Genomic DNA, 25,706 nt, shown 5'->3' on the forward strand with positions numbered 1-25,706 from the left:
GGTCGAGAACAAACCGTTGTATCTACTAAATCACCGTCTGCATCAAGACAGATGCGTTTGTTACGCTACTGCGCGATCGAGCTCAGAAAGTTTGGTTGAGACGGTACCGTCTACAATTTCGTCTCCGACCTGAACACGAAGACCACCAACAACCGCGGGGTCGATAGTGATATCGAGCTTAAGGTTCTTGTTGTATACCTTGTTCAGTGCGTTCTGGAGCTTCACGATCTGAGCCTCAGACAGCGGACGCGCCGCGGTAACACGGGCGATCCAGCGGTTTTGACGCTTGACGATGATTTCCACGAACTTTTGTGCGACGCGGGCTGCTGTGAGACCGCGCGGACGCGCGCCAGCACGTTCCAGCAGAAGCTGAGATTCAGGGGCAACGTTGGTGCCGCCCAGTGAAATCGCCAGCTTCTTTTTTGCTTCATTGCTTGCCCGACCATCGACGAGTGCTTCCTGAGCCTGAGCCGAAGTGTTCACAGTGTTGATGAAGATCAGCAGGTTGTTGACGACTGTCTCCAGTGCCTCAACTCCCCCGCGTGACTCTGCAGCAATAGCTGCTGACAAAGTTGCTACGGTTTCAAGAGCATCTGCCAAATCTCGTTCTTCGCTCCAACGCTGTGATACTGCTTCAGCCACAACGTTCAAAGCGGAGTCTGAGATTTTGCCTGCAAAGACTGCTTTGACGATTCCAGTGCGAGATTCAATCTCGCGGGAAGGATCAATTAGTGCTCGACGCAAGGTGCCATCGCGGTCGATAACATCAACGACTGCGAAGAGTTCCTCAGCCAGTGAAGCGGCATGCTGCGAGGCATTTGTCTGCAACGCTGCTTCAACCTTTTTCAGTGATTCAGTCGATACTCCTGTCATTACCGAGTAGCACCTACACTCTGCTGTTCGGTTTCAAGGTCAGCAAGAAAACGATCTACTACACGGTTTGAGCGTGCATCGTCGTTCAGGGATTCGCCGACAATCTTGCCTGCAAGAACTGTTGCCAGGGTGCCAACCTCAGCACGAAGTGAGGTCAACGCTGCTGCGCGTTCTGCTTCGATAGTCTTCTGAGCGTTATCGGTGATGCGGGTAGCTTCAACGGTTGCACGCTGTTTGAAGTCTGCAAGAATAGCTTCGCCTTCTGCACGAGCTTCTTCACGAATCTTCTGAGCTTCCAGACGAGCGCTTTCGAGCTGCTGGTTGTACTCATCACGAGCCGCTGCAGCCTCAGCCTGGGCCTTTTCAGCCTTGGCGAGACCGCCCTCGATAGCTTCTTTTCGGTCCTGATAAATTCTTTCGAACATCGGGACAACGAACTTGATGACGATGCCAAGGAGCAGCAGGAACCCAATGGCGGCAATGGCGATTTCCCAAGGGTTGGGAAAGAGGGGGTTAGCGTGACCCTCTGCAGCTGCCATCAAATGTGACATGGGGAATTTTCCTGTTCTCTAGTTGGTGTGGACGTGTTTGCTAATCAGACTAGCTAATCAGTGCAAGCACGAAACCGAGAACTGCGAGTGCTTCAACCAGCGCGAAGCCAACGAACAGCATGGGCTGCAAGGTGCGCTGCGACTCGGGCTGGCGAGCTACTGAGGTGAAGTAAGCTGCGAAGATGATGCCTACGCCAATGCCACCACCGATGGTTGCAAGACCGTAACCAATTGCGCTCAATGAACCAGCGATTTCCATTGTGTTTCCTTTCGATTGCATCTAGAACTGTTGTGTCTTCATGACACTGTATGTGTTGTGTTCTAGATGTAGTTTTGAGGGTTTGTTGACCCGCGGGTGACGGGTTGCTTTATTCTCCACGAAAAAGGTTTCTCGCGAGAAAATCTTTATTTAGTGACCTTCAGCGACTGCGCCCTGGATGTAGACCGCGAAGAGCAGGGTGAAGACGTATGCCTGGATAACCTGAATCATAAGCTCCAGGAAGAAGAGGAAGATACCCAGGAAGCCTGATGCCAGACCAACTACTGCGGTGGCGCCACCTACCTCAGTGACCAGGTAGGCAGTCAGCGACGAGGCAACCATCAAAGCGATGTGACCACCGAACATGGTTGCGAACAGACGCAGAGCGTGAGTGACAGGGCGAATCACCAGGTTTGACAACAGCTCAATCGGAATCAAGATAACAAGTAGCAACGGAGGAACGCCTGAAGGCATGGTCATATCCTTGAAGAACTGACCCAGGCCCTTTGCCTTGATACCGGCGACAATCCACGAGATGTAGGCGATGCCAGCAAGTGCGTAAGCGCTACCAGCGTGCGAGAAGCTGGGAAGCTGAAGGACGGGAATTGAACCGTAAAGGTTGTTCACCAAGACAAAGAAGAATGAGGTGAAGAGCAGGGGAACAAAGGGCTTGAAGTGGTGTACGCCAATCATTTCCTTAGCAATGGAGTTACGAGTGAACAAGTAACCCGATTCAGCTAGGAACTGTGCGCGTGAAGGCACCATTGCGCGCTTGCGTCCAGCCCACATGAAGAAGCCAGCAACAATGACGACCGAGAGCAGCACCAGCAGCATCTGCTTGCCGAAGCCAAACGAACCAATCTGGAAGAAATCGGGTAGATGCATATCATCCACAGTGGGCGGGGTGTATGCCGCTACTACTAGCCCGTTTGAAATCAAGGCAAGTTCCTTTCCTGCTACGCATGCTGCTGTTACCAGAGCAGACAGCTGTAAGTTTTATCAAGTTATGTCAGAGAAAATTATTTTTCTCGTTCTTGAGTGTGGGTCATGTGGTAGTACACCAAGTAGAAACCGCCAACGGCTCCTAAGAGAACTCCTACCCAGATAAAAAAATGAGTGCTAAAGAGCCTATCGAGGACAAAGCCTACCAAACTCCAGAAAGCAATCCCGATTACGACATAGATAAGTGTCATAACAGCACCCGATAGCCCTCCCCCAGCAACAAGTTGACCGGGTGATCTCAAATCGGATTTTCGGGGTTGATTATTCGGTTTTTTCATCTATCTCTTTCTTGCTTGTGCGTCAATCGAGTGAGAGCCATCATGGGCATCAAAGTATAAGATTCTCATACCCATGACTGTTTTCATCTCCACACTGAGCCAAACCACCACTGCGATGAGGGCGCCTACAGCAAGCCAGTTGTTTCTTAAGTAATCGGGAACAGGCACTGTCAGCAACACAAGCCCCAAGAAGGTTACTTTCGCGACGTATGCCAGCATCAGCGCCCTTACTGCCTCAGACATCGAACGACGCCCAGCAACAATGACAACCACGATTCCAACTGCAAAACAGATGTAGACCAGCGCAGCCCCCAAGCCGAAACTTAAAGCCGCGTTGATACCATCTACGATAATAGCAAGGATTAAGCCTCCTGTTACTACCCACAGGAAATATTTACTGACCTCGCGAAAAATTCGTAACCACGGAATATCAGAATCGTAGCTAGTACGCTGTGATGCCTTACTCATGTTTCTCCGCCCGACGCTTGAGAAGGTATGGGAGGACAAGGTAAAAACCAATCAGAATCAAAACCACCAGCCCGGCGCCCAGCGCCTGCTGCGTTTCAAAAGGCAACGCCACAATTGTGATGACAGAGACAACCAACGATAGGCCGTTGACTAATAGAGCACTTGCCACATGACTAAAGCCGTAGTCTGTAAGACGTTGGTAAGTGTGCGAACGGTGGGGTTTGTACCACTGTTCTCCGCGGAGGACGCGGCGTAAGAGAGTAGTGCCGGTATCTGCTAAGTAAATGAGCAGCGGCGAGAGAATGTACTCAACATAGATGCCCGAGAGAAAAGCACCCACCGCCATACAGGCAATGGCTCCACCCAGGAAGTAGGATCCGGCGTCCCCCAAGAAGACGTTTTTACCGGTACGAATATTCCAGGGTAAGAAGGCAAGATAACCGACGGCAAGGGCGGCACCGCCTACCATGAGCCATCGAGTATCAGTGCTGTAACCAGCGTAGGCATAAACTCCGCCCACAATGAAACCGTGCAAGCCCGAAATACCATTGACACCGTCCATGAAGTTAGTGACATTGATATAAGCAATGACGGCAATAACGCCCAAAGGAATCCACCAGATAGAAGTTCCCAAAACCAGGGTCAGACCGATGGTGACTGCCGCGCCCACCAAAAACTGAACCGCTAGTCGAGCAATGATTGGCACCCCGCGGAAGTCTTCACCCCACCCAAGCATGCCCGATGCGATAGCGCCTGCTAAAACAATGATCGCAATCGAGCGATCGACCGTCACGAGTCCCAGAACCAGGCTGATAAAAAAGGCGATAGCTACCGCGCAGGCAATTGCTAGCCCCATGCCACGGAAAACCGGTGTTGTGTGGGAAGAGCGGGCAGTGGGTAAATCAACCAGGTTCCAACGGTGCAACAAAGGACGCACCGCGAAAGGAAGCAGAAGCCCCAGCACACCGGCAATCGCAGCGGGTACCGCTAAGGTCATGATGTCGTGGTTCATGATTGCTCCTGTGATATTTCGGTACGGTGCGCCATCTTTTGGGCGTGAAGCTGACCTGATGAGTCACGCCCGTAGGTGCGGTCATCAAGATAGTGCTTGTACCACTTGGAGTAATCTAAGTGCTCAGGATCAAGCGGAATAGCGCGCGTGTGGGAGATAAAGGAGTTCTTATCGCTCACCCTGAAATCCTCGCTGCTACCAAACAGAACCTCGTCCCGTTTCTCTCCCGGACGCAACCCGGTCACGGCGATGTTCACGTCATAACGTTCGTAAGTTCGAATAAGGTTTTCAGCCACCCTGTAGATTTTGACAGGCTTTCCCATATCGAGCACCATCACTTCGCCGGGGGCACCGATTGCTCCCGCTGTCATCACTAGCAGGCAAGCATCGGGAATCAGCATAAAGTAACGGGTAGCGTCAGGGTCGGTCACAGTGATCGGGCCGCCGTCCATAATCTGACGGGTGAAGAGCGGTTTAATAGAGCCCCTCGATCCAAAGACATTACCAAAGCGTACTGATACATAGCGTTTGCCGGTCTGTTCCCCGTACCATGCGGTGAGCATCTCGGCGCTCAACTTTGACTGACCAAGAGCGGTTGTGGGGTCAGCAGCCTTATCCGTCGAGATATTAACAAAAGCTTCAACATTAACCTTAGATGCAGCTTCTAGTACGTTCTTGGTGCCCAATGTATTGGTTTTCCAGGCTTCTTCGGGGTAAGCCTCAAGCGCTGTAACGTGCTTAAGAGCGGCAGCGTGAAATACAACCTCAGGTTGACGTTCAGTAAATACTTTCTCCAGCGCGTCCCGATCACGAATATCAGCCAGCACCACTGAGGGGTCATTGAGGTTGGAGTCACCCCAGATAGTGTAGCGGGTCTCCATCAAAAGGGTCTCATCGCGGTCAAGCATCATCAGCTCAGCGGGCTCAAATTCATGAATCTGACGACACAGCTCTGAACCTATAGAACCACCGGCACCGGTCACCAGCACCCGCTTACCCGTAATGTAGGCTTTGATGTCTTCGGTGCGAATCTGATAATCAATCTTGCCGCGAATACCTTCAAGAATATGGCGGTTGACGTCTTTAACGCTCTCGTCATTCAAACCGGCAATATTAGAAATCATGTTCTTAACCCGGTGCACATCAACACCCAGCTCATGCATACGCTGACTAATATTGCTCAATTTCGAGTCTTTGATATCGGTCATTGCAACAAAGACCTTAGTTGCATGGTAGCGCTTGACCAGGGTCTCGAGGTCTTTGCCAGTACCCATAACAGCAACAGACTGGATGCGCGCATTACGCAAAGAAGGATCATCATCGACAATAGCTACCGGTCGGTAGGTCGACTTTGAATCCGACATCAAATTCGAAACAAAAGAACGACCCACAAAACCGCCACCGTAGACAATAACCGGCTCAGTATGTTCGTAAGAAGGACGATTGGTGTAATCCTCAACGATGCGTTTGAGATAGCGCATGACCATCATCAGCAGCAAGGCAAAGGGGAAGGCAATAAGAATGACAGAACGGGGCACGCTAATGTGCCAGGCGAAAAGCAAGAGCGCCAGTAGCATGAAGACCGTAACCGCTAGGGTGACGGGGTAAAGAATTTTGCCCTCGGCAAATGACCCGTAGGAGTAGCGTCCGCGGTAAAGACCGAAAAGCGCGCCCAGCCCAATCTGCACAATGATAGCGGTGAGCACCACAACGGTGATACCGGTGGGGTTAATCTGCTCCAGCTGACCGCCATAACGCAGGAAGAATCCCAGGGGCAGGGCAAGGCTCCATGACAGCGAGTCCAAGGCAATCTGAACGTACTGCCACCATTTCTTACGCTCGTAACCGGTATTTACCACGGGCAGGGTTGTTGTGTTGGTAGTTTCCATGTGTTTACCCTCCCTTCCTGAAAGTAGAAGCAAATGAACGACCAATCATTGATCGGTACAGGTTCTTTCGAGTACCAACCGGTAACGCCCGGTAAACCAGACGCACACTCAAGTTTTTGGCGGTTTGAATTCCTGTGAGGAATCCTCCGGTGTAAAGGCGATGTTGAAGTTCGAAGTCTTTTCGCAGCGCTTCGGTGCCACCCCTGCGCTCATAGGCGCCGGCTCCGACCCTGTAGCGCACCAAAGGTTGAGCCAGATTATCAAGACGATAGCCTCGCATACTCAAGCGTGCCCACAACCAGTAGTCTTCGGCACCTGTCACGTGTTCGTACCCGCCCACTGATTCCACCGCGCTTTTACGGAAAACGACGGTGGGGTGCATGATGGGGTTGCGCGAGCGCAGCACCCTGCGAATATTTTGCACCCCGGTGCATGCTTGGCGCACAGGCTGATCGGTGCTAGTGGTGCTTTCAAATTCAAGCATGGACGCGCCCAACACCGCTAGGTTACCCGCGGCGATACGCGGGATCTGTGTTGAGAAACGCTGCGGGGTTGAGACGTCATCAGCATCCGCTCGCGCGATGATGTCGTGGTTGCAGTAGCGCAATCCTTCGGTCAGGGCTGCGGCTAGACCTGCGTTCTCTGTCAGACGGACGAGAGTGATAGGGCAGGTGCTCCCCTGCTGGGAGCTGTGCATCCAGCGGTCGATGGTTGCTTCTACGTCTGGGGCAAGGAGCCCGTCGAGAACAAGGACCAGCTCGGCAGGCTTGAGCTCTTGTTCCACGAGGTTTGAGCGAAGCGATTCTTCAAGTTGCTCAGCGGTATCGGCACGGTAAACACTCATGAGCACGGTAAAGTCTGTTGCCACCGGGGCAAGTTCTACGGGGTGGGTGGATTCCAAGCTATAGAGGTTGTGCAGAACCTGCTCATTACTGCGAAAGCGAATCAGCGCGTCCTTGATTCCCTGAGCCAGGTACCCACCGTAGGTTTTTTTGTCAGTGGTGTTGAGCATGGTACTCATCCACAGACGTACAGTGGATCCCCCGTACAAGAATTTTTCAAGGGGGTTGAGGGTGCGGCGGCGGGTAAAGACCCAGAGCTTATTACGCACGTCATTGTAAAAACGCGGGCCGGGGGCAGCGTTAGTGGTACCGAAGGTTTTGGTGTGGTGTTTAGCCACTGATCCTTCGACAGATATTCCGTTGCTGTGGCGGATCAGCGCGGTGGAATACTCAAAATCGTCATTCCAGATAAAGAAGTCAGCCAGCGGTAACCCGTACTGGCGCATGACGGCAGCATCCATCATCAGAGAGACAAAGGAGCCAGAGCGAATGGGACGGGCGCCAACAGCTTGAGCGCGACGGTGGCGCTGTTCCCCCGCTGCGAACATAGTGCGCGGAGTATTCATAGGGTGCTCTTGGCCGTTATCCCACACCACCGTTGAGGCAACAACTGCAGGACGTTGCAAACGCACCGGGGCATAGTTGTACCAGGCTGCATACGATTCGCTCAAGGTATTTTCGGTCGGTTCAGTATCGTCGTCCATCACCCACACGAGATCAGCCTGGTGTCGTGTCAGCGCTCTATCGATGCCCACTGCAAAACCCCCGGCACCACCGGTATTTTCATCGAGTCGCACCACATCAACAGTGAGAGACGTTTCAAGGTTAACCAAGAAAGAAGGAGTATCGTCAGTCGAAGCGTTATCAACGATGACAACAGCATCAGGCACCTTCGCACCGTTTTCGATGCCTTGCAGGGTCAAGCGCAGCAGGTTAAGGCGGTTGTAGGTCACGACTACGGCGACCACACGATCGGGGGCAGTCATGACGTTGCGGGTGCTTGAAGTGACCGACACTGCCGGTTGCAGTTGATTCATCGAAGAGAACAGAGCCTTTCTGAAAATTCGTAGCTCGCAGCACCCTCCACTATGAAGGTGCGGCGAGAGACGACTATCTTAGGTAAGTTTACCGAAAGTCAGAGAAGACTTTGTTGCCTACTTCTACCTTTGTCCCCTCCGACTCTGATAAATCTTCGTGTTTTTAGCCTCTTCCTGTGTCACAGTTATAGGTGTGTACCTCAAAAGTGCTTATCAGTAAGCAGCACACCTATTTTTATAAAAGAGGGGAAGATACAACAGATGAGTTCATCACCGTGGAAAGTCATTGGAGCCAGCGGTTTCGTGGGGTCTGCCATTTTAGCTCGACTGCGAGCTGAAGGTACTGAAGCTGACCCTATTGAGGCTCCCCGCCTATCAACTCACGCAACCGATGCTAAAACCCTGATTAAAGAGGCACGACGGTTAGAAGCAATTATTGACTCTCTCGCAGATTCTTTTGCCGGGGCTGAAGTTGTTATTAACGCTTCTGGCTTAGCTGCCCCCTCACAACAAGATTTAGCGCCCCTAGTCGGTGCCAACGCCCTGCTCCCCGCTGTTATCGCTATCGCAGCTCAACGAACAGGCATCAAGCGCCTAATTCACATGAGCAGTGCAGCGGTGCAGGGCAACGTGGAAGTGCTTGACTCTACCCCCGTTACCCAGCCATTCTCCGCTTACTCATTTTCCAAAGCTCTCGGCGAAGAAGTTCTGTTGAACCTCGAACGTTTCATTAACAAGCAGGCTGCTGCAGGTGCTGCCCCCGGCTCCGCACACTCAGATTTCCCGGCAGCACCCGCGTCCGCCCCCGCAACGGTGGCACCGCATCATGCACTTGAGCTGTGCATTGTGCGTGCGACGTCAGTGATGGGCAGAGGACGGCGCACCACCGAGGCATTTGCCCGCTTTGCATCTTCTCCCCTAGCATCTGTCGCAGCAGGTAACCACCGCACCCCCATTGCCTCAAACTACGCCCTCGCTGAGTTCACGGTTAAGGTCGGTGCTTTCGACGGACATCTCCCCAGCATCGTTCTGCAACCCTGGGAAGGAGCAACTGCCAAGAGTGTGCTGGTGGATGCAGGACGCCGCCTACCCCTGCAGATTCCTGTCAGCATCGCCCGCGCCGCCGTTGCAGCCGGTTACGCTATTTCTGAAGCACTGGGTGACCGCTTTCAAGCACCCGTGCGCCGCATTGAGCTAATGTGGTTCGGGCAAGATCAAGACGATTCATGGGCACAAGAGCACCAGCTGATTCCCACCCCACGGGTGAGCGAGGTCTTGCGCGATGCGCACACAGCGCTGGGCAAAAAGCAGGACGCTCGGTTCACCAGCTAGCGAAAGCAGCGCGGTATCTAAGAGTTGCAGCACACACAGCCCATAAAAAGAGGGGATCGATGACTTGTTCAGTCACCGACCCCCTCTTTGCTATACCCGTGTTGAAGTGCGGTGTTCTACTTCTTAGTGCCGAACACCAGTGAACGCGCCGTATCAACAGAGAGCGGCTTGGTAACACCCTGAGCGCGCTGGCTCTCTACAAAGTGCGCGCCCTCAGTACGTAGCTGGTCCACCCCGCCCGTTGAGGTGCTAGCTCCCACCAGTTTGCTGAGATGGCTGGTGTTGCTGGGTGCAGACGCGCGGCGGGCAGGCTTGATAGGCTCGTGCTCAATCTCGTCTGCTACCTGAGCCGCAGAAACACTACCTGCGGTCGGTTCCTCAGCCATAGCTCGAGCGTCTAGTGCTTGTTGAGCTTCAATGCGTCGCTGTTCGTCCCACTGTCTTTTGGTTAAAGCACCGGGTGCCACAGAACGAATCTCGTCCGCGCCAATAGCGCCCTCACGCACAATAACCGGGGTTTCTCCGGTGCAATCAACAATGGTGGAGGGCATGACGTCTTTGGCTTCAACATCTTCACCGCGATTAACCGGGCGGATGCCTCCGTCCACAATCAATTCGACATTTTCACCCAGCTGGTCGGCTGCCTCGGCAGCAGTAGTTGCGGCAACGCGACCGGTTTTGTTTGCGGAAGAAACCGCTAGCGGGCCGGTTTGGCGCAGTAAATCAATGGTCAAATCGTCGCTGGGCACACGCAGCGCCACAGTGCCCTTGGTATCGCCTAAGTCCCAGGTCAGTGATGGCTGGGCATAGCAGATGAGAGTCAACGGACCGGGCCAGAAAGCATCGGCAAGAGCGCGCGCCTCATCACTGATATCATCGGCTAACCCAGCCAGGACCGAGCTGCTATAAATCAGCACGGGCGGCGGCATTTGCCGGGAACGTCCCTTCGCCGCCAGTAGCGCTCGAACTCCCCCTGCCGAAAAAGCGTCGGCAGCAATACCGTAGACGGTGTCGGTGGGAACAACAATTACTTTGCCGCCCTGCACAGCGGTAGCTGCCGCGCTAAGGGCTTCAGCGCGCTCGGCGGCAGTTTCAACAGAATAAATCTTTGCGTTCACAGCATCCATTCTTTCACGAAACCTTCAAAAGTTACTGACTCACGAAATCAGGTGCGGTTTATAGCCGCTCGTGTGGCGAGGTTTTCCCGCTAAATCATTTATAGATTCAACCTTCTCAAAGCCAACGACCGCGAACATAGCGGCGGCTAACTCCCGCTGAGTTTCAGCGTGTTCCATGACGAGGTACCCTCCCGGCTTCAATAATTCAAAGGCGCGCAAGGCTATCTTATAGGGAATGTCCATACCGTCTTCGCTACCACCGTAGAGCGCCATCTGAGGATCGTGCTCACGCACCTCAGGGTCTTTCGGAACAGCACCCGTTGGAATATAGGGTGGGTTGGTTGCCACCGCATCAACTTCTCCCAGCAAGTCCTCACACGCAACCGTTGCATCACCCCGGCGCAGATCGACTCCCAGCGGTTCAAGGTTTAGATGTGCCCACGCATATGCCTCTGCACTCAGCTCTACCGCGTGAACGGTAGCAGCAGGAAACTCCGTGGCAAGAGCAGCAGCGATGGCACCAGAGCCGGTACACAAATCAACCACCACAGGCTTACCTACACCCTGCGCCTTGAACCGCTCCAAGGCGTTCAGTGCGTGATCGACCAACAACTCAGTCTCAGGACGCGGGGTAAAAACTCCCGGTCCCACGTTCAGCTCCAGATGACGAAAGTAAGCAACACCGGTCAAATGCTGCAAAGGAACACGTTGGGCACGTTGACTCACCAGCTCCGCAAAACCGGGAGGCACCTGCGCTCCTGACAGAGCGAGCGCCTGCACACGTCCACGCGACACGCTCTCCCCCAGCTCAGCGCTCACAAGGTGAGCAGCCAAAAGCTGAGCATCAACCATCGCAGATTCAATGCCAGCAGAAATAAGAAAAGCGCCAGCCCGGCGAAGAGCTGAATCTAGTTCTTCACCGGGCTGTATCTGAAAATCAGTCACTGAGTTTTATTTCTCCTGGCCCAGTGCCTCAAGACGGTGAGCTTCATCCATCTCAATGGCAGACTGAATCACAGGCTCCAGAGCACCATCAATCACAGCGTCAAGGTTGTACGCCTTGTAGCCGGTGCGGTGATCGGCAATACGGTTTTCGGGGTAATTGTAGGTGCGGATGCGCTCGGAACGGTCCATGGTACGCACCTGAGAGGCACGGTGGGCAGCGTTCTCAGCATCAATCTGTTCCTGCTGGTGCGCCAGCAAACGAGCACGCAACACGCGCATTGCCGCTTCGCGGTTCTGCAGCTGCGACTTCTCGTTCTGCATCGCAACCACAATGCCGGTAGGCAAGTGGGTAATACGAACAGCGGAATCAGTGGTGTTCACTGACTGACCGCCGGGACCTGACGAACGGTAAACATCAATCTTCAAATCATTCTGGTTGATAGCGATTTCATCGGGCTCATCAACTTCGGGGAAGACCAGCACACCGGCAGCCGAGGTATGAATGCGTCCCTGCGATTCGGTCGCGGGAACGCGCTGCACACGGTGTACACCACCTTCATACTTGAGGTGCGCCCAAACGCCTTCAGCAGGATCATTGGAGTTACCCTTAATAGCTACCTGAACGTCCTTGTAGCCGCCCACATCGGTCATATTCGACTCGATGATTTCGGTCTTCCAGCCCTTAGACTCAGCGTAACGAGTGTACATACGCAGCAAATCGCCAGCGAAAAGTGAAGCCTCATCGCCGCCTTCACCGCCCTTAACTTCAAGAATGACGTTACGGCCATCGTCCGGGTCACGGGGAATCAGCAAACGGCGCAACTTCTCTTCTGCCGCGGGCAAAGCAGCTTCGAGCTCTTCGACCTCAGCAGCAAAATCGGAATCTTCATCAGCCATCTCCTGAGCAGCTTCGAGATCGCCCTTGATACCTTGATAACGGGTGTGTGCCTCTACGATGCCGTTAAGTTCGGCGTAACGACGGCCCAGTTTACGCGCTTTACCCTGATCGGCGTGTACCGCGGGGTCAGCCAGCTGTTTCTGTAGCTCAGCGTGTTCATCAAGCAGAGTCTGAATGGAATCAAACATTGTTCATGCTTTCTTGTAGATGTAAAAGGTGGCAGCCGCAGCAAACCACAAAAAATGATCGGGAATGAACCGGGTAGGGCGCTACCTTACTGAAGGGTGTATCAGCAAGGTAGCGCCTACAAACAGTGACGAACGCCGCCGGTTAATCGTGGTTCTTATTGAGCTGTGACTTCTGCACAGCGAGCAAGAACTCAACGTTTGAACCGGTCTCACGCAGGCGTGAGGTCAGCAGGTTCAGTGCCTGTTCCTGTTCCATACCTGCAAGGACGCGGCGCAGACCCCACATAATCTTGACTTCTTCACCAGAAAGCAGGTTCTCTTCGCGGCGGGTACCTGAGCCGTTGACATCAACAGCGGGGAAGATGCGCTTATCAGCAAGCTGACGTGAAAGACGCAGCTCCATGTTACCGGTGCCCTTGAACTCTTCGAAGATGACTTCGTCCATCTTTGAACCGGTCTCTACCAAAGCGGTTGCCAAAATGGTGAGTGAGCCGCCCTCTTCGATGTTGCGTGCAGCACCGAAGAATTTCTTGGGCGGGTAGAGCGCAGCAGAATCAACGCCGCCCGAGAGAATACGACCAGACGCAGGAGCCGCTAGGTTGTAGGCGCGTCCCAAACGGGTCATTGAATCGAGCAGCACAACAACGTCGTGCCCCTGTTCTACCAGGCGCTTAGCGCGCTCAATAGCAAGTTCAGCCACGGTGGTGTGATCTTCGGCGGGGCGGTCAAAGGTTGAGGCGATAACCTCACCCTTAACAGTGCGCTTCATATCGGTTACTTCTTCAGGACGCTCATCAACGAGCACCATCATCAAGTGAACCTCAGGGTTGTTGGTAGTAATTGCGTTAGCAATAGACTGCAGCATAAGGGTCTTACCTGCCTTAGGAGGTGAGACAATCAGACCGCGCTGACCCTTACCAATCGGTGCAACCAAGTCAACAACGCGGGTGCCCAGCTTCTTAGGCTCAGTCTCAAGGCGCAGACGCTCCTTGGGGTAGAGCGGGGTCAGCTTCGCAAAATCACGGCGCTGAGCTGATTCTTCAGGGGTCAGACCATTGATAGAGGTCAGCTGCACCAGAGCGTTGAACTTCTGACGTGAGTTGTTCTGATTCTCACCTTCACGCAGAGCACGAATAGCACCCACCACGGCATCGCCCTTACGCAGACCGTAACGCTTGACCTGCGCCAAAGAAACGTAAACGTCGTTGGGGCCGGGCAGCCAGCCTGAGGTACGAACAAAAGCGTAGTTATCAAGAACGTCCAAGATACCGGCCACAGGTACTAGAACGTCATCCTCTGAAATCTCGGGTTCATCGTTATCACCGCGACGGTTACGGCGTTCGCGGCGTTCCTGGTTGCGGTCGCGGCGATTGCGGTTGCGGCGCTCGCGGCGGTCGTTATCGTCCGGGCCGTTGTTGCGGTCATCGCGATTGCTACGGTCATCGCGGTTCGGGCGTTCTGACCTGTCGTACTTCTCAGACTTGTCTTCTGAGCGGTCTTCACGGTTGTTGCGCTGGGGGCGCTCACGGCGGGTACGGCGTTCAGGACGCTCGTTGCGGTTATTCTTCTCTGACTTCTCGTCAGCACCATCGTTGTTCTCAGTCTTCTCTGCTGAATCTGATGACTCGTTGGAGGACTTGGACGGCTGTGAAGAATCCTGAGTCTCTGTTGCCTCGCTGTTATCGTCGCTCTTTTTGCGGCGGCGGTCTGAGCGGGTACGGGTACGGCGGTTAGTTGTGTTTTCGGTGGAATCATCTGATGATTCTGCACCCTCACGAGCAACAGCGTCGGTAGAAGCATCCTTCTGCTCACCGCTTTCCTGAGTACCCTTTTCGGTTGCTGATTCCTGATTTTCAGCTAAAGCGTTGCTGGTGGCGCGGCGGTTACCGCGGCGCTTGCGAACGGGCTTAGCGTCCTCCGCTGTTACCTCGCCCTGTGATGCTTCAGTGTTCTGCTGGGTGTTCTCATCAGCAGTTTCTGATGCCTTTGCCTGAGCTGCGCGCTTGCGAGCAGGTTTTTCAGCAGGTGCCTGAGTTTCTTCGGCACGATCTGCGACGGAGGAACCACGCTGGTGGGCTGCAATAGCCTCCACCAAGTTTGATTTACGCAGTCGACGAGCGCCAACAATGCCCAACTGCGATGCCAAAGACTGAAGTTGAGCCAATTTCAGGCTGCTCAGGCTTGATGATTTGTTGTCGGTAATTTCCGCGCCAGTTGTCTGGTCGGTAGATTCAGCCACGAAGGTTCCTTCCCTCTTTATGTGGAAAATGTAGTGATATGACGGTGCGATTTCAGAAGACACACCCCGACATCGCTATAGCAAGCGATGTCTATTTGCGTAGCAATTATGTGTAAGAAACATAAAGCATAAACGTTCTTTGCCGGTGGGTGTCACCTCAGGCGAAATCCCAACACGGGCATGACATCCAAATTCAATGAACCGGGTGCCCGGTGCTACAAAGAGCGGGTGTTAGTGCCATGCGCTGACCACAAACTCATCAGCGGGCGTTTCAAATCAGCGGAGCGTGCGAACACGGCTATGTTTTTTCGCATGACCGATGCATTTGAAAGTTTATGAGTCAAGTGAGCGCATCAAGGAAACGCATCTACTCAGTGCGGTAGGTATAGATAATTATCTGTACACTGAGAACCGCACGCATAAACTTATAAGTGATATCAGATGCCCTCAAGAGTGAGCGCCTGTCTCAAGCACGTCAAGCCGGTCGCGTCTTGAGTCAAGAAACCAGCGGCTTACTGTGCTCTAGTAACTATAACACCTTGCGTATCAATTTCCACCGGCAGCACACGCCAGGTGAGACGGCGATCATGGTAGACCGAGGCAGGGGCGGTTGCCGCGAAATTCTCAATAGCCGCTATAACGGACGCGCGTTCTTCCTCGCCGCGGGCAAACACCATGACTGTGGGACCAGCACCTGAAATAACAGCCGGGTAGCCGTGACCGCGCAGAACCGCCACCAGCGCCGCGCTAGGCTTCATAGCAGTAGCTCGGTAGGACTGGTGCAGCAAATCCTTGGTTGCCGCCACCATAAACTCCGGTGAGCTGCTCAAAGCCTGGGTCAGCAGTGCCGCGCGTCCTGAATTCGCGGCAGCATCGCGGTGCGGTACGGTTTCGGGAATCAGACCACGAGCAACCTTGGTAGGCACCTCGTAATCGGGAACGGCAACCACGGGTTTGATTCTCTCATGCACGGCAACAGGTAGCGAGTGCCAGCCTTCCTCATCACCGTAAGAAATCACGAGGTTACCGTACAGTGAGGGCGCCACGTTATCAGGGTGCCCTTCCATTCCCGAACAAATCTGTAAAACAGCATCGGCATCAAGCTGAACCTCTTGGGGCAGCAAAGCATTCGCCGCCACCACACCTGCGACAATCGCAGAGGCAGATGACCCCATGCCCCGTGAATGAGGAATCTTGTTCTCAGCTTTCAAGCGCAAGCCGGGCAACTCGAAGAGCCCCACTGCCTTCCAAGCAGTCTGCATTGCCTTGATGACTAGGTGGGTCTCGTCGTGGGGAACCTCGTCTGAGCCCTCACCTGTCAGCTCAAATTCCAGTCCCTGTTCAATGCGGGTTACCGTCAGTTCATCAAAGTACGCTAACGAGACGCCCAGGGAATCATACCCCGGCCCCAGGTTTGCGCTTGAAGCGGGAACACTGACTGTGACGCTAGCACCCACCGGAATGATATCCGGGGAATACTGAGCCTCATCAGAACCATCAATCATAGGCAGAACAGACACTGAAACTTTACCTTTATCTATCAAAAACTATCGCGCGGACTATGCCGTTACTCGCCCTCAACACGAATGACGCTGGTAATCTTACGCACGGTGCCCAGCGCATCTACCACAGCCATACACTTGGTGAGATTCTCGTTGGTCGCGCGATGCGTAATGATACGAATGGTCGCCATTTTATTATCAGCGCTACCGCCGGTACGGGTCTGACGGATGGTCTGAATCGAGACAGAGTGTTCTGAGAAAATGCGGGTAATATCAGCCAGTACACCCAGCTTGTCATCAACCTGCAGACCAACGGAGAAACGCGAAACAACATTAGACAGGCTAGTTGCTACAAGGGACGCGTGGGAAGACTCAGGAATACCGGGACCGCCCAAGACCATGCGGCGGGCAATCGATACGAAGTCACCCAGTACAGCGGACGCCGTAGGTGCCCCACCTGCACCGGGACCGTAGAACATAAGCTCACCCGCGTTATCAGCCTGCACAAAAACGGCGTTGTAAGCATCGTGAACCGATGCCAGCGGATGCTCGCGGGGAATCAACATGGGATTCACTCGAATGTTAACGCCCTCACCGTCACGTTCGCACACTGCCAGCAATTTGATGACAAAACCATCATCAGCTGCCGCTTTAACGTCTTCGGCGCTGATAGAAGTAATACCTTCGATGTGAACATCGTCGATAGTGAATTCTGAGTGGAAGGCAAGGGATGCAACAATAGCTGCCTTGGACGCTGCGTCGTGACCCTCAACATCAGCGGTGGGGTCAGCTTCAGCGTAGCCAAGACGCTGCGCCTCAGCCAGCGCGTCCGAGAACTGAGCGCCGGTGGTGTCCATCTGATCGAGAATGTAGTTGGTGGTGCCGTTCATAATGCCCAAGACGCGGGTTACATGATCGCCTGCCAACGAATCGCGCAAGGGGCGAATAATCGGAATAGCACCGGCAACTGCTGCCTCGTAAGATAGCTGGGCACCGGTTTTATTAGCAGCTGCTTGCAGCTCCATACCGTGCTTAGCCAGCAACGCTTTATTACCGGAAACCACCGACTTACCGGCATTGAGGGCACGAAGAATACGAGTGCGCGCCGGTTCAATACCACCGGTCAGCTCAATCACCACATCGGCGGCGTCAATCAAAGCGTCCGCATTGGTTGTGAGCAAAGAAGAATCAATATCAACCTGGCGAGGGGCTGCAGTATCGCGCACAGCAATACCAATAAGCTCCACACCGGTACCAATACGCTGAGACAGCACCGAAGCGTCATCCATCAACATACGCGCAACCTGCGCGCCGACGTTACCTGCGCCCAAGAGGGCTACTTTGATGGGCTGGGGGTCACTCATAAATAAAACTCCGAAAAATCAGCTAATAACTCGTTGATGGACGATGTACTGATAACTCTAGCGGGTGAACCTTTTAGATGGCTCCCCCACTAGAGTTTGTGCTGCACTGTTACCGTATTACGGGCGCAGTACGCAGATGATGGTTCTAAACAATACCCATATCGCGCGCCAACATATCTTCTTCTGTCTCGCGGCGAACGATTTCGCGCGGAGCGTGCTGGGCACTGGTTGCTACCACACCGGGTTTGGTGAGGTAATTGTAGTTTGAGCTCAGCGCGAAGCAGTAAGCACCGGTAGCGGGTACTGCCAAGATGTCCCCTGCCCCCAGGTCTTCTGGCAGGTAAACGTAACGCACCACGATATCGCCTGATTCGCAGTGCTTACCCACCACGCGTGAGAGCACCTGGCTGCCGCGCGGGGCACGGTTGGCAAGGGTTGCAGTGTAGTCAGATTCGTAGAGAACCGGACGCGCATTATCGCTCATACCACCATCGACCGAAACATAGCGACGCACGCGAGTGTCACCGTTTTCATCCTCGATAGAGACGTTCTTGATAGTGCCAACCGTGTAAAGCGTAATACCCGAAGGACCAGCGATAGAACGCCCCGGTTCAAAGGAGAGGTGCGGAATCTTCATGCCCAAACGGGTGCAAGTATCAGCGACCATCTGCGCCAAAGACTGAGCTATTTCGGCAGCACCGCGCGGATGATCCGCCTCAGTGTAACCAATACCGTAGCCACCGCCAAGGTCAATCTCGGGCATAGTAATACTAAAGCGTTGGTTCATCTCGTGCATAAAGTCCAGCACCTTTTCAGCTGCTTTGCCAAAGCCGTCAGCCTCAAAAATCTGAGAACCAATGTGGCAGTGCAGACCGCGCAAATCAAGGGAAGGTTCACGGTGAGCTATCGCCACAGAAATCGCCGCGTAGCAATCATTGGCATCAAGACCAAGTTCCAGTAGGTCTTCCAGCGCCAGACCAGAGAGACCGCTCGTACCTTCTACCAGGGACTGACCGAATTTCTGATCTTCGTGGGCGGTAGCAATAAAGTCGTGAGTGGACGCGTGTACACCGGGAGTCACCCGAAGCATCACCGGGGCTACAACCCCCATCTTAGCGGCAACCTGAGCGATCAGCTGCACCTCAGGAACAGAGTCAGCAACAATACGACCCACCTTGTTCTCCAAAGCGCGGCGAATCTCAGCCACGGACTTGTTGTTGCCGTGCAAAGCAATGCGCTCCCCCGGGACCTGCGCACGCAGGGCAATACCCAACTCGCCACCCGAAGCTGTATCAAGGTTCAGCCCCTCTTCTTTTGCCCACGCAGCAACAGCAGTGGTCAAAAAAGCCTTACCTGCGTAGTAGACCGAAACCTCCGCACCAAAGGGAACAAACGCGCCCTCAAAGGCAGCGCGGAACTCGCGAGCACGTGCTCTGAAGGTATCTTCAGAAAAAACGTACTCGGGAGTACCGAACTCCTGCACCAGCTGGCTGACTTTTACGCCATCGACGGTAAGCTCACCGCTATCGTCACGGGCAAAAGAGGAAGTCCAGATACGGCGATCCAGTGCCTCGGGATGCTCCGGGTACGTCAGCCACTCAGGCTTGTACAAAGCTGCCTCAGCACCCATTTACATCTTCTCCGGCGCAGTAACACCCAACAGACCCAAACCATTAGCAAGAACCTGACGAGCAGCATCGTTGAGCCACAAACGGGTGCGGTGCAGGTCAGTAATTTCTTCATCTCCCTGAGGTGCAACACGAGAAGCACCGTACCAGCGGTGGTAAGCACCCGCCAAGGTCTCCAAGTAGCGGGCAACGCGGTGCGGCTCGCGGAAGTTCGCTGCCTCTTTGACGGTCGCCGGGAACTGCCCCAAAGCTGCCAACAATGCTGAATCGGCGTTGGAGTCAAGCAAGGACGCATCGAAAGAGCTACGCTCAACACCGGCGGCAGCAGCGTTACGCGCCACAGCACAGGTACGAGCATGCGCGTACTGCACATAGAAAACAGGGTTTTCATTTGACTGCTTGGTGAGCAAATCAAGGTCAATATCAATGTTTGAATCTACCGAGTAACGGGTCAGGGAGTAACGCGCGGCGTCCACGCCCACAATCTCTACCAGGTCTTCTAAAGTAACGACAGTACCGGCACGCTTTGACATACGAATGGGCTTGCCGTCCTTGACAAGGTTCACCATCTGACCGATCATGACCTCCACCATATCAGGGTCATCGCCCAAAGCCGCAGCAGCAGCTTTCAAACGTGCCACATAACCGTGGTGGTCAGCGCCCAGCATGTAAATTGCCAGGTCAGCGGGGTTCTCTGCGCGCTTCGTCTTGTCTTGGAAGTACGCAATATCGCCGGCGATGTAGGCGGCATTACCGTCAGATTTAATAACAACACGGTCCTTATCATCACCAAAATCGGTAGATTTCAGCCACCATGCGCCGTCCTTCAGGTAAAGGTTCTCAGACTCTTTGAGCTTCTCCAGAAGCTCATCAACCTTACCGTTCTCGAACAGGGAATTCTCGTGGAAGTAAACATCGAAATCCACACCGAATTCGTGCAGCGATTTTTTAATATCCTCAAACATAAACTCAACACCTGCGGCGCGGAAGCCCTCCTGCGGATCCTCAGATTCAAGGACGCCGGGGTTAGCGTCCATCACACGATCAGCGATATCGGTGATGTACTCGCCGCCATAGCCGTCTTCAGGGGCTGCCTCATTCTTCGCGCGTGCCAGCAGGGAACGAGCAAAACGGTCAATCTGGTTACCGTGGTCATTGAAGTAGTATTCACGCACAATCTTGGCACCGGATGCTTCAAGAATACGCGCCATTGAATCGCCCACCGCAGCCCAGCGGGTACCGCCCAAATGAATGGGGCCGGTCGGATTAGCAGACACAAATTCAAGGTTAATGGTTTTACCGGAAAGCTCATCATTGGTACCAAAGCTCTGCCCCGCCTCGACAACGGTCTTCGCCAGTTCACCGGCAGCAGCAGCATCCAACACAATATTCAAAAAGCCAGGGCCCGCAATATCAACACCAGCCACACCGGCAATCTGTTCAATACGAGCAGCAAGCAAAGTCGCAACCTCGCGCGGGTTTTTGCCCACCTTCTTAGAAAGCTGCAAAGCGACGTTGGTCGCCCAGTCACCGTGGTTGCGGTTCTTCGGGCGTTCAACCTTCACAGCAGGCAGTTCAGTGCCGTCCACCAGGGTCAGTTCACCCTGGGTAATAGCCTCATTAAGGCTGTTTTCAATAGCAAGTGATAATTCTTCGGGAGTCATGCACACCAGTCTACCCAACCCCCGCCAGCGCACACAGCCAGCGCTTAGTCAATGAGACGAAAAAGTGATAGGATGACGGGTATTGTTTGGGGTTTTCCGAGCAAGATGCCCCCGTAGCTCAGCTACGCGTTGATTTTCCGAGCGAGCGAGGAAACAAAAATCAAGGCGTAGAACACAGTGAAAGCTGTGACATCCACTGAAGCTACGGTGGTTGATACAAAAACTAAATAAGCCCCCGTAGCTCAGTGGATAGAGCACAGGTTTCCGGTACCTGGTGTCGAAGGTTCGATTCCTTTCGGGGGTACAAACATTCCCAGTGTAGAAATTTCTGCGCTGGGATTTTTATTTCCAAGTGAGGAAACAAATTTTTGCAGGCAGAAGCAGTTTGCATTGAACCGGTAGCTGCCCGCACCTCAGCGATTTGTGTCGGATGGAGGGGTAGGCTATACCCTATAAAACTTCTTGCCGTTTCAATGACAAAAGGCTTTTATGGCAACTGCTACTCACTCGGGGTTTTATACCGATCATCGGGATACTTCACGTTCCTATGATTTCTACCCGCCGCTTTCTGTTTCTGTTTCTTCGCCCGCTCCTCTGCTGATTTATATTCACGGCGGTGCTTGGCGTTTTGGCGATAAGGAAGTTGCCCGGTTCTCGCCCTCCGGCGTTCATAAACTACGCATCGAGTTCACTCAGGCTGGGTTTGCGGTAGCTTCCATCAATTACAGGCTCTCGCACGAGGCGAAGTTTCCCGCGCAGCTACACGATGTTAAAGCAGCCGTGCGGTTCTTCAGAACTAATGCTGAGCACTTCAATATTGATCCTGCACATATTTTTGCCGCCGGTGGCTCCGCTGGGGGTCACCTCACCATGTTGCTAGCGGGTACTGCTAATCACTTAGATAAGTACCTTGAAGGCGAGAAAGCCGAGGACGCGCCCTCTTCTGCTATTACCGCGGGTCTCAGTATTTACGGGGTCAGCGACTTACGCACTATTTTTGACGACCGCGTTGCGTTAGGTATGCCCTATGACCACCCCGAAGATGACGGTGCTGAATGGCGTCTACTGGGCAGCACCTACCCTGCTCCCACCGGAACTGCGGCTGAAAAAGCGTGGGCGAGCGCGCATCCACTTGATTATGCCCAAACTGCCACCACCGGGTATGCCCCGCTCTATTTGATTCATGGAACCGGAGATACCTGCGTGCCGTGGAATCAGTCCTCGAAAATACACAGTGTCTTGCAGCGCCGCGGTATTGATACGGAGTTAGTGCTTGTTGACGGTGCTGAACACGGCGATTCTGCTATTTACGCCGATGCCCACCGCCTTGAGCGGGCGGTGGCGTGGGCGCAGAAACATATCGAAGAGTAAAGAAATCATAAAAGACTACCGGAAGCACGGTGGATTCCGGTACTCAGTTGTATTTCTTCATGTACACCCCTGGCATGGTGCTTTCGCAAGCAGAGAGCCTTGATAATGTGTGAGGTTCTCACTTTGAGAGCAACGACAATATCGTTGAAGTGTACGTACGCAAACTACGGCAGAAGATTGACGTGCCCTACGATTCAGAATTACTAACAACAGTGCGGGGTGCCGGCTACCGGCTCTCTCTATAGCCTGCCGAATCCAAAAATCCAAAAAAGAAAAAGCTCGGGCACTCACTACAGTGAGTGCCCGAGCTTTTCTCATGGTGGAGCCCGAGGGGCACGTGTTGGACTCGTTCTCACGCGGGATCATTTGCTGCTGGTTGCGTTAGCAGAGTGAGGCATGGTCGTTTCTGCTCGTGTGCGAGCAGAACTAGAAAAACTCGTGCAAAGGTAGTCAAATCGCGGGATTTGCACTAGAATAGTGGGTGCCACGCGGGGAGGCGAAGGCACCGGCCTCACTTAGAAGTGAGGTGAGGATTGCACGTGAGGGACCTTATCGGGGAGATGTACCCCGGAGACGCCAGGATCGGTCTCACCTGGCGCGTGTGGTGGGCGTTAAAGCCACCATGTAAGGTTCAGGAATGGCTACGCCAATCACCCTTTCTCCGCCCGTTCTGTACTCGTTGAGAGCTCTCTCCGAGGCAGGCTATGGGTCCGTCGAGACGCTCCATCGCGCGATCCATGAGGGTCGCCTTGAGGCTGTTCGCGTCGGTGGTCGAGTCAAGGTTTCTGCTGACGCGCTCGACGATTATCTCCGCTTGTCTGCCGAGCGCTACTCCCGTGATGGGGGGGGTGCGCGATGAGCTCACCTCAAAGAAATCGCCCCGGCACCGCTGAGGGTACCGAGGCTTATGATTTGCTTACTCACCAGTTTACCACCCCATCTCTCACAAAGGATGAGGAAGACAATCTTTTACCTCCGGTGAATCAGATCATTGCTGATGAGGTAGAGCTGTTCTTTAACACCTGGGATCAGTCCAAGCTCACCGCTGCTGAGGTGGAGCTCTATCTACTGAACAGAATCAATAACCGTCTGCTCTCTGAGAACGCTGTGAACAAGCTCAAGGGTGCTCGTGCTTACCGGACCATTCAGACGTTTACCCCTGCGGTGATCGCGACCTGCATCCTCAAGCGCGAGATGCCCTATACCGGCCTGCTTGGTGAGTCTGAGGCAACGGCAGCTCTCGTTACGTATTGCAATAACGGTCCTGATGAGGGTCTCTACGTCCCCGCCGAGCACCAGATCCGTCTCCTCGCTCGCGAGTACAACTACTCGATCTCGCCTCGGGAATTGAACGCTGTCGTTGAGCTCGTCAAAGACTCAGTGCCGCTTCTTACTCCCAGTGAGGACGGGGATTTCGTCGCCCTTGCGAACGGCCTTTTTGACCTCAACACGAAAGAACTCCGACCGTTCTCGCCTGGGATCATGCTCACAAGCAAGGCCTCTGTCGCCTTCAACGAGGAGGCGACTACGTGCCCGATCATCGACGGCTGGAGCGTGGACGAGTGGATCAGGGAGCTCGCAAACGACGCCCCCCCCCCCGAGGTCGAGCAGCTTTTTGGCAAATCATCGCGGCTCTCTTCCGTCCCGGTCATGCCTTCAACAAGGCAGTGCTGCTGTACTCACCGACCGGATCCAACGGAAAGGGGACACGTTCGTTGAGCTCCTGAGGAACCTCGTCGGAGCGGAGCGGGCCGCAACGCTCTCGATCTCCGACTTCGGCGGGCTGTTCCTGCCGGAGACGCTGCGAAGCGCGTTCTGCGTCCTCTCAGATGAGAACGAGGTCGGCGACTTCCTGCGGCGAGCCGAGGTGTTCAAGGCCTGGGTGACGCACGACTGGATCCGACTTAACGTGAAGTACGGAAATATGAGCGATATCAAGGGTCGAGGCCTTTGCGTTTTTTGCGTCAATGAGCTTCCGTTCTCCAAAGACAAATCTGAGTCTTTCTATCGTCGCTTCGTCGCGATTCCGTTTCTCAAGAGGTACGTCGGCGCGGATGAGAATACGTCGATTAAAAACGATTACGTGAAGCGTCGCGAGGTTCTTGAGTACGTCGCTTATAAGGCATTGACGATGCCTCTTTTTGACGCGTTCATCACCCCTGCTGTCTGTGACGATTTGCTCGGTGAGATCCGTGCGGAAAACGATCCCGTCCTTCAATTTGCGAAAGAGTTCTTGCCGCAGTTCCGGTGGGATCTCCTGCCGTGGAAGTTCTTGTACGCGGTCTACGCCGCCTGGATGAGCAAAGAAGTTCCATCAGGTCGCGCTGTTAGCTCCTATGAGTCCAACAAGAGAATGACCGCGTACGTCGAGGCAACGCCTTCCTGTGGATGGACGGTTCCGCGCGGCAAGATCCTTGGCGAAGAACCGCTCGCTATCGAGTACGGCCTGTCCAACTGGTTCAGTATGACGCCGGTTGGCGGCTCGATCCGCAAGATCGGCATCCCGCACAACATGCCTGTATCAACCCGTGGCCTGTTGCGCGCCAACGTCGTTGTCACTGACGACGACACCGATGGGTTGACCGATACAACACGAAAGGAAATGAGCACGGCTGGGCTCTCAGAAGCTCTCAGAGACCCGTACAGCGGTCGAAGAGTCGCTCAACTACCTCAACGAAGCTAGGCGGGATATCGAGCAGATCGAACTCCGCGTAACGTCCGTCAGAATCGCCAGGCTCTCCCTGGCTGTGCTGCCCTTGTTTGCCTCGTTGCTCCTGGTCGGCGGTCTCGTCTGAGGCCTGGACATTGTGTTCGGTATCGGGCCTTTGTTCGGATGGGCCTGGGGATCGTTTAGTGCCGCCTCTGTGTGGTGGGCAAAGGCGTTGATCGCCGTGGGCACCCTCGGTGGTGCTGCGCTGTTCGTCTGGGTCGTGCTCAGAGTGAGCCAGTGGATCTACGAAGAGTTGCGATAAGAGAGGAGGTGAGAAAGATGATGAAACCGGTGATTGGGACGGGCATCAAGCTCGGGAAATCTCGCGTACAGGCTGACCACTCGAAGCGCGCTGAGCAGCTCGACGGCAAAGTTCGCGAGGGCGAGGACGTTGCTGCCTATCAGCGCAGGGTTCTAGGCCAGATTGAGAGCTTGGACTGGGGCTCGGAGAGCGAGGGTGATGAGCCCGAGATGTGAGTGTGAGAACAAGACCCCGGTCACCTCATCGGTGACCGGGGTCTTTCTATAGGCAATAG

22 protein-coding genes, 1 tRNA gene and 1 pseudogene are annotated in these 25,706 nt (G+C 54.1%); 8 read left to right on the top strand and 16 right to left on the bottom strand.

Going from position 1 to position 25,706, the window contains the following annotated elements; all coding sequences use genetic code 11:
• Nucleotides 1–60 precede the first annotated feature (60 nt).
• From JTP09_RS03070 to JTP09_RS03105, 8 genes are all read right to left on the bottom strand, one after another.
• The gene (locus JTP09_RS03070; protein ID WP_204876881.1) at nt 61–873 is read right to left on the bottom strand and encodes a F0F1 ATP synthase subunit delta; all 813 of its coding nucleotides are present in this window, start codon (nt 871–873) and stop codon (nt 61–63) included.
• On the bottom strand, nt 873–1,424 hold the full coding sequence (locus JTP09_RS03075) for a F0F1 ATP synthase subunit B (protein ID WP_204876883.1): 552 nt from the start codon (nt 1,422–1,424) through the stop codon (nt 873–875). Before JTP09_RS03075 ends, JTP09_RS03070 begins: the two co-directional genes overlap by 1 nt.
• A 49-nt stretch (nt 1,425–1,473) precedes the next feature.
• On the bottom strand, nt 1,474–1,683 hold the full coding sequence (gene atpE, locus JTP09_RS03080) for an ATP synthase F0 subunit C (protein ID WP_204876885.1): 210 nt from the start codon (nt 1,681–1,683) through the stop codon (nt 1,474–1,476).
• Between the two features lie 150 nt (nt 1,684–1,833).
• The gene (atpB, locus tag JTP09_RS03085; RefSeq protein ID WP_239478672.1) at nt 1,834–2,622 is read right to left on the bottom strand and encodes a F0F1 ATP synthase subunit A; all 789 of its coding nucleotides are present in this window, start codon (nt 2,620–2,622) and stop codon (nt 1,834–1,836) included.
• 341 nt (nt 2,623–2,963) lie between these two features.
• Nucleotides 2,964–3,431, bottom strand: coding sequence for a hypothetical protein (locus tag JTP09_RS03090; RefSeq protein WP_204876887.1), 468 nt, complete (start codon nt 3,429–3,431; stop codon nt 2,964–2,966).
• Nucleotides 3,424–4,443, bottom strand: coding sequence for a glycosyltransferase family 4 protein (locus JTP09_RS03095; protein ID WP_239478674.1), 1,020 nt, complete (start codon nt 4,441–4,443; stop codon nt 3,424–3,426). The genes JTP09_RS03090 and JTP09_RS03095 overlap by 8 nt, the downstream gene beginning before the upstream one ends.
• A complete protein-coding gene (locus JTP09_RS03100) occupies nt 4,440–6,332 on the bottom strand; it encodes a nucleoside-diphosphate sugar epimerase/dehydratase (protein ID WP_204876889.1) in 1,893 nt (630 codons plus the stop codon). Before JTP09_RS03100 ends, JTP09_RS03095 begins: the two co-directional genes overlap by 4 nt.
• A 4-nt stretch (nt 6,333–6,336) precedes the next feature.
• Nucleotides 6,337–8,211, bottom strand: coding sequence for a glycosyltransferase (locus JTP09_RS03105; protein WP_239478676.1), 1,875 nt, complete (start codon nt 8,209–8,211; stop codon nt 6,337–6,339).
• A 261-nt stretch (nt 8,212–8,472) separates the two neighbouring features.
• Between JTP09_RS03105 and JTP09_RS03110 the strand changes: the two genes are divergently transcribed.
• Nucleotides 8,473–9,543: an NAD(P)-dependent oxidoreductase gene (locus JTP09_RS03110; protein WP_204876890.1), complete on the top strand. Its 1,071-nt coding sequence runs from the start codon at nt 8,473–8,475 to the stop codon at nt 9,541–9,543.
• Nucleotides 9,544–9,659: 116 nt separating this feature from the next.
• Here JTP09_RS03110 and JTP09_RS03115 read toward each other — a convergent pair whose 3' ends face one another.
• The 8 genes from JTP09_RS03115 to argS all read right to left on the bottom strand — a co-directional run bounded on the left by JTP09_RS03115 (nt 9,660) and on the right by argS (nt 21,089).
• Nucleotides 9,660–10,661 (bottom strand): L-threonylcarbamoyladenylate synthase, encoded by a 1,002-nt coding sequence (locus JTP09_RS03115; RefSeq protein WP_370592482.1) that lies wholly within the window; start codon nt 10,659–10,661, stop codon nt 9,660–9,662.
• Nucleotides 10,662–10,700: 39 nt separating this feature from the next.
• Nucleotides 10,701–11,606 carry a peptide chain release factor N(5)-glutamine methyltransferase gene (prmC, locus tag JTP09_RS03120; protein WP_204876895.1) on the bottom strand — a complete coding sequence of 302 codons (906 nt, stop codon included), beginning with the start codon at nt 11,604–11,606 and terminating at the stop codon, nt 10,701–10,703.
• A 6-nt stretch (nt 11,607–11,612) separates the two neighbouring features.
• Nucleotides 11,613–12,692, bottom strand: coding sequence for a peptide chain release factor 1 (prfA, locus tag JTP09_RS03125; protein ID WP_204876897.1), 1,080 nt, complete (start codon nt 12,690–12,692; stop codon nt 11,613–11,615).
• Nucleotides 12,693–12,834: 142 nt separating this feature from the next.
• Nucleotides 12,835–14,931: a transcription termination factor Rho gene (gene rho, locus JTP09_RS03130; protein WP_204876899.1), complete on the bottom strand. Its 2,097-nt coding sequence runs from the start codon at nt 14,929–14,931 to the stop codon at nt 12,835–12,837.
• A gap of 512 nt (nt 14,932–15,443) precedes the next feature.
• On the bottom strand, nt 15,444–16,436 hold the full coding sequence (gene thrB / locus JTP09_RS03135) for a homoserine kinase (protein WP_204877210.1): 993 nt from the start codon (nt 16,434–16,436) through the stop codon (nt 15,444–15,446).
• A 62-nt stretch (nt 16,437–16,498) separates the two neighbouring features.
• On the bottom strand, nt 16,499–17,797 hold the full coding sequence (locus JTP09_RS03140) for a homoserine dehydrogenase (protein WP_204876901.1): 1,299 nt from the start codon (nt 17,795–17,797) through the stop codon (nt 16,499–16,501).
• A 145-nt stretch (nt 17,798–17,942) separates the two neighbouring features.
• The gene (locus JTP09_RS03145) at nt 17,943–19,427 is read right to left on the bottom strand and encodes a diaminopimelate decarboxylase (protein ID WP_204876903.1); all 1,485 of its coding nucleotides are present in this window, start codon (nt 19,425–19,427) and stop codon (nt 17,943–17,945) included.
• On the bottom strand, nt 19,428–21,089 hold the full coding sequence (argS, locus tag JTP09_RS03150; RefSeq protein WP_204876905.1) for an arginine--tRNA ligase: 1,662 nt from the start codon (nt 21,087–21,089) through the stop codon (nt 19,428–19,430).
• Between the two features lie 231 nt (nt 21,090–21,320).
• Between argS and JTP09_RS03155 the strand changes: the two genes are divergently transcribed.
• The 7 genes and pseudogenes from JTP09_RS03155 to JTP09_RS03185 all read left to right on the top strand — a co-directional run bounded on the left by JTP09_RS03155 (nt 21,321) and on the right by JTP09_RS03185 (nt 25,647).
• A tRNA-Arg gene (locus JTP09_RS03155) sits at nt 21,321–21,393 on the top strand.
• Between the two features lie 185 nt (nt 21,394–21,578).
• Nucleotides 21,579–22,460: an alpha/beta hydrolase gene (locus JTP09_RS03160; RefSeq protein ID WP_204876907.1), complete on the top strand. Its 882-nt coding sequence runs from the start codon at nt 21,579–21,581 to the stop codon at nt 22,458–22,460.
• Nucleotides 22,461–22,588: 128 nt separating this feature from the next.
• Nucleotides 22,589–22,705 (top strand): annotated as a pseudogene (locus JTP09_RS10285) (helix-turn-helix domain-containing protein); the annotation flags it as partial.
• A 392-nt stretch (nt 22,706–23,097) separates the two neighbouring features.
• Nucleotides 23,098–23,319, top strand: coding sequence for an excisionase family DNA-binding protein (locus JTP09_RS10290; protein ID WP_204876911.1), 222 nt, complete (start codon nt 23,098–23,100; stop codon nt 23,317–23,319).
• Nucleotides 23,320–23,372: 53 nt separating this feature from the next.
• Nucleotides 23,373–24,179: a hypothetical protein gene (locus tag JTP09_RS03175; RefSeq protein ID WP_204876913.1), complete on the top strand. Its 807-nt coding sequence runs from the start codon at nt 23,373–23,375 to the stop codon at nt 24,177–24,179.
• On the top strand, nt 24,076–25,143 hold the full coding sequence (locus tag JTP09_RS03180) for a DUF5906 domain-containing protein (protein ID WP_204876915.1): 1,068 nt from the start codon (nt 24,076–24,078) through the stop codon (nt 25,141–25,143). Before JTP09_RS03175 ends, JTP09_RS03180 begins: the two co-directional genes overlap by 104 nt.
• A gap of 306 nt (nt 25,144–25,449) precedes the next feature.
• Complete coding sequence (locus JTP09_RS03185) at nt 25,450–25,647, top strand: hypothetical protein (RefSeq protein WP_204876917.1); 198 nt, start codon at nt 25,450–25,452, stop codon at nt 25,645–25,647.
• The last annotated feature ends 59 nt before the right edge of the window (nt 25,648–25,706 follow it).

The organism is Rothia sp. ZJ1223, from assembly GCF_016900985.1.
Classification (GTDB): Bacteria; Actinomycetota; Actinomycetes; order Actinomycetales; family Micrococcaceae; genus Rothia.

What these genes read in the sequence shown, in the direction of transcription:
- thrB (WP_204877210.1), bottom strand. Translation starts at nt 16,436, where the DNA reads ATGATTGATGGTTCTGATGAGGCTCAGTATTCCCCGGATATCATTCCG.
- argS (WP_204876905.1), bottom strand. Translation starts at nt 21,089, where the DNA reads ATGACTCCCGAAGAATTATCACTTGCTATTGAAAACAGCCTTAATGAG.
- JTP09_RS03105 (WP_239478676.1), bottom strand. Translation starts at nt 8,211, where the DNA reads ATGAATCAACTGCAACCGGCAGTGTCGGTCACTTCAAGCACCCGCAAC.
- JTP09_RS03070 (WP_204876881.1), bottom strand. Translation starts at nt 873, where the DNA reads ATGACAGGAGTATCGACTGAATCACTGAAAAAGGTTGAAGCAGCGTTG.
- JTP09_RS03140 (WP_204876901.1), bottom strand. Translation starts at nt 17,797, where the DNA reads ATGAGTGACCCCCAGCCCATCAAAGTAGCCCTCTTGGGCGCAGGTAAC.
- JTP09_RS03075 (WP_204876883.1), bottom strand. Translation starts at nt 1,424, where the DNA reads ATGTCACATTTGATGGCAGCTGCAGAGGGTCACGCTAACCCCCTCTTT.
- JTP09_RS03145 (WP_204876903.1), bottom strand. Translation starts at nt 19,427, where the DNA reads ATGGGTGCTGAGGCAGCTTTGTACAAGCCTGAGTGGCTGACGTACCCG.
- JTP09_RS03095 (WP_239478674.1), bottom strand. Translation starts at nt 4,443, where the DNA reads ATGAACCACGACATCATGACCTTAGCGGTACCCGCTGCGATTGCCGGT.
- JTP09_RS03090 (WP_204876887.1), bottom strand. Translation starts at nt 3,431, where the DNA reads ATGAGTAAGGCATCACAGCGTACTAGCTACGATTCTGATATTCCGTGG.
- JTP09_RS03160 (WP_204876907.1), top strand. Translation starts at nt 21,579, where the DNA reads ATGGCAACTGCTACTCACTCGGGGTTTTATACCGATCATCGGGATACT.
- JTP09_RS03100 (WP_204876889.1), bottom strand. Translation starts at nt 6,332, where the DNA reads ATGGAAACTACCAACACAACAACCCTGCCCGTGGTAAATACCGGTTAC.
- prfA (WP_204876897.1), bottom strand. Translation starts at nt 12,692, where the DNA reads ATGTTTGATTCCATTCAGACTCTGCTTGATGAACACGCTGAGCTACAG.
- JTP09_RS03185 (WP_204876917.1), top strand. Translation starts at nt 25,450, where the DNA reads ATGATGAAACCGGTGATTGGGACGGGCATCAAGCTCGGGAAATCTCGC.
- JTP09_RS10290 (WP_204876911.1), top strand. Translation starts at nt 23,098, where the DNA reads ATGGCTACGCCAATCACCCTTTCTCCGCCCGTTCTGTACTCGTTGAGA.
- atpE (WP_204876885.1), bottom strand. Translation starts at nt 1,683, where the DNA reads ATGGAAATCGCTGGTTCATTGAGCGCAATTGGTTACGGTCTTGCAACC.
- JTP09_RS03110 (WP_204876890.1), top strand. Translation starts at nt 8,473, where the DNA reads ATGAGTTCATCACCGTGGAAAGTCATTGGAGCCAGCGGTTTCGTGGGG.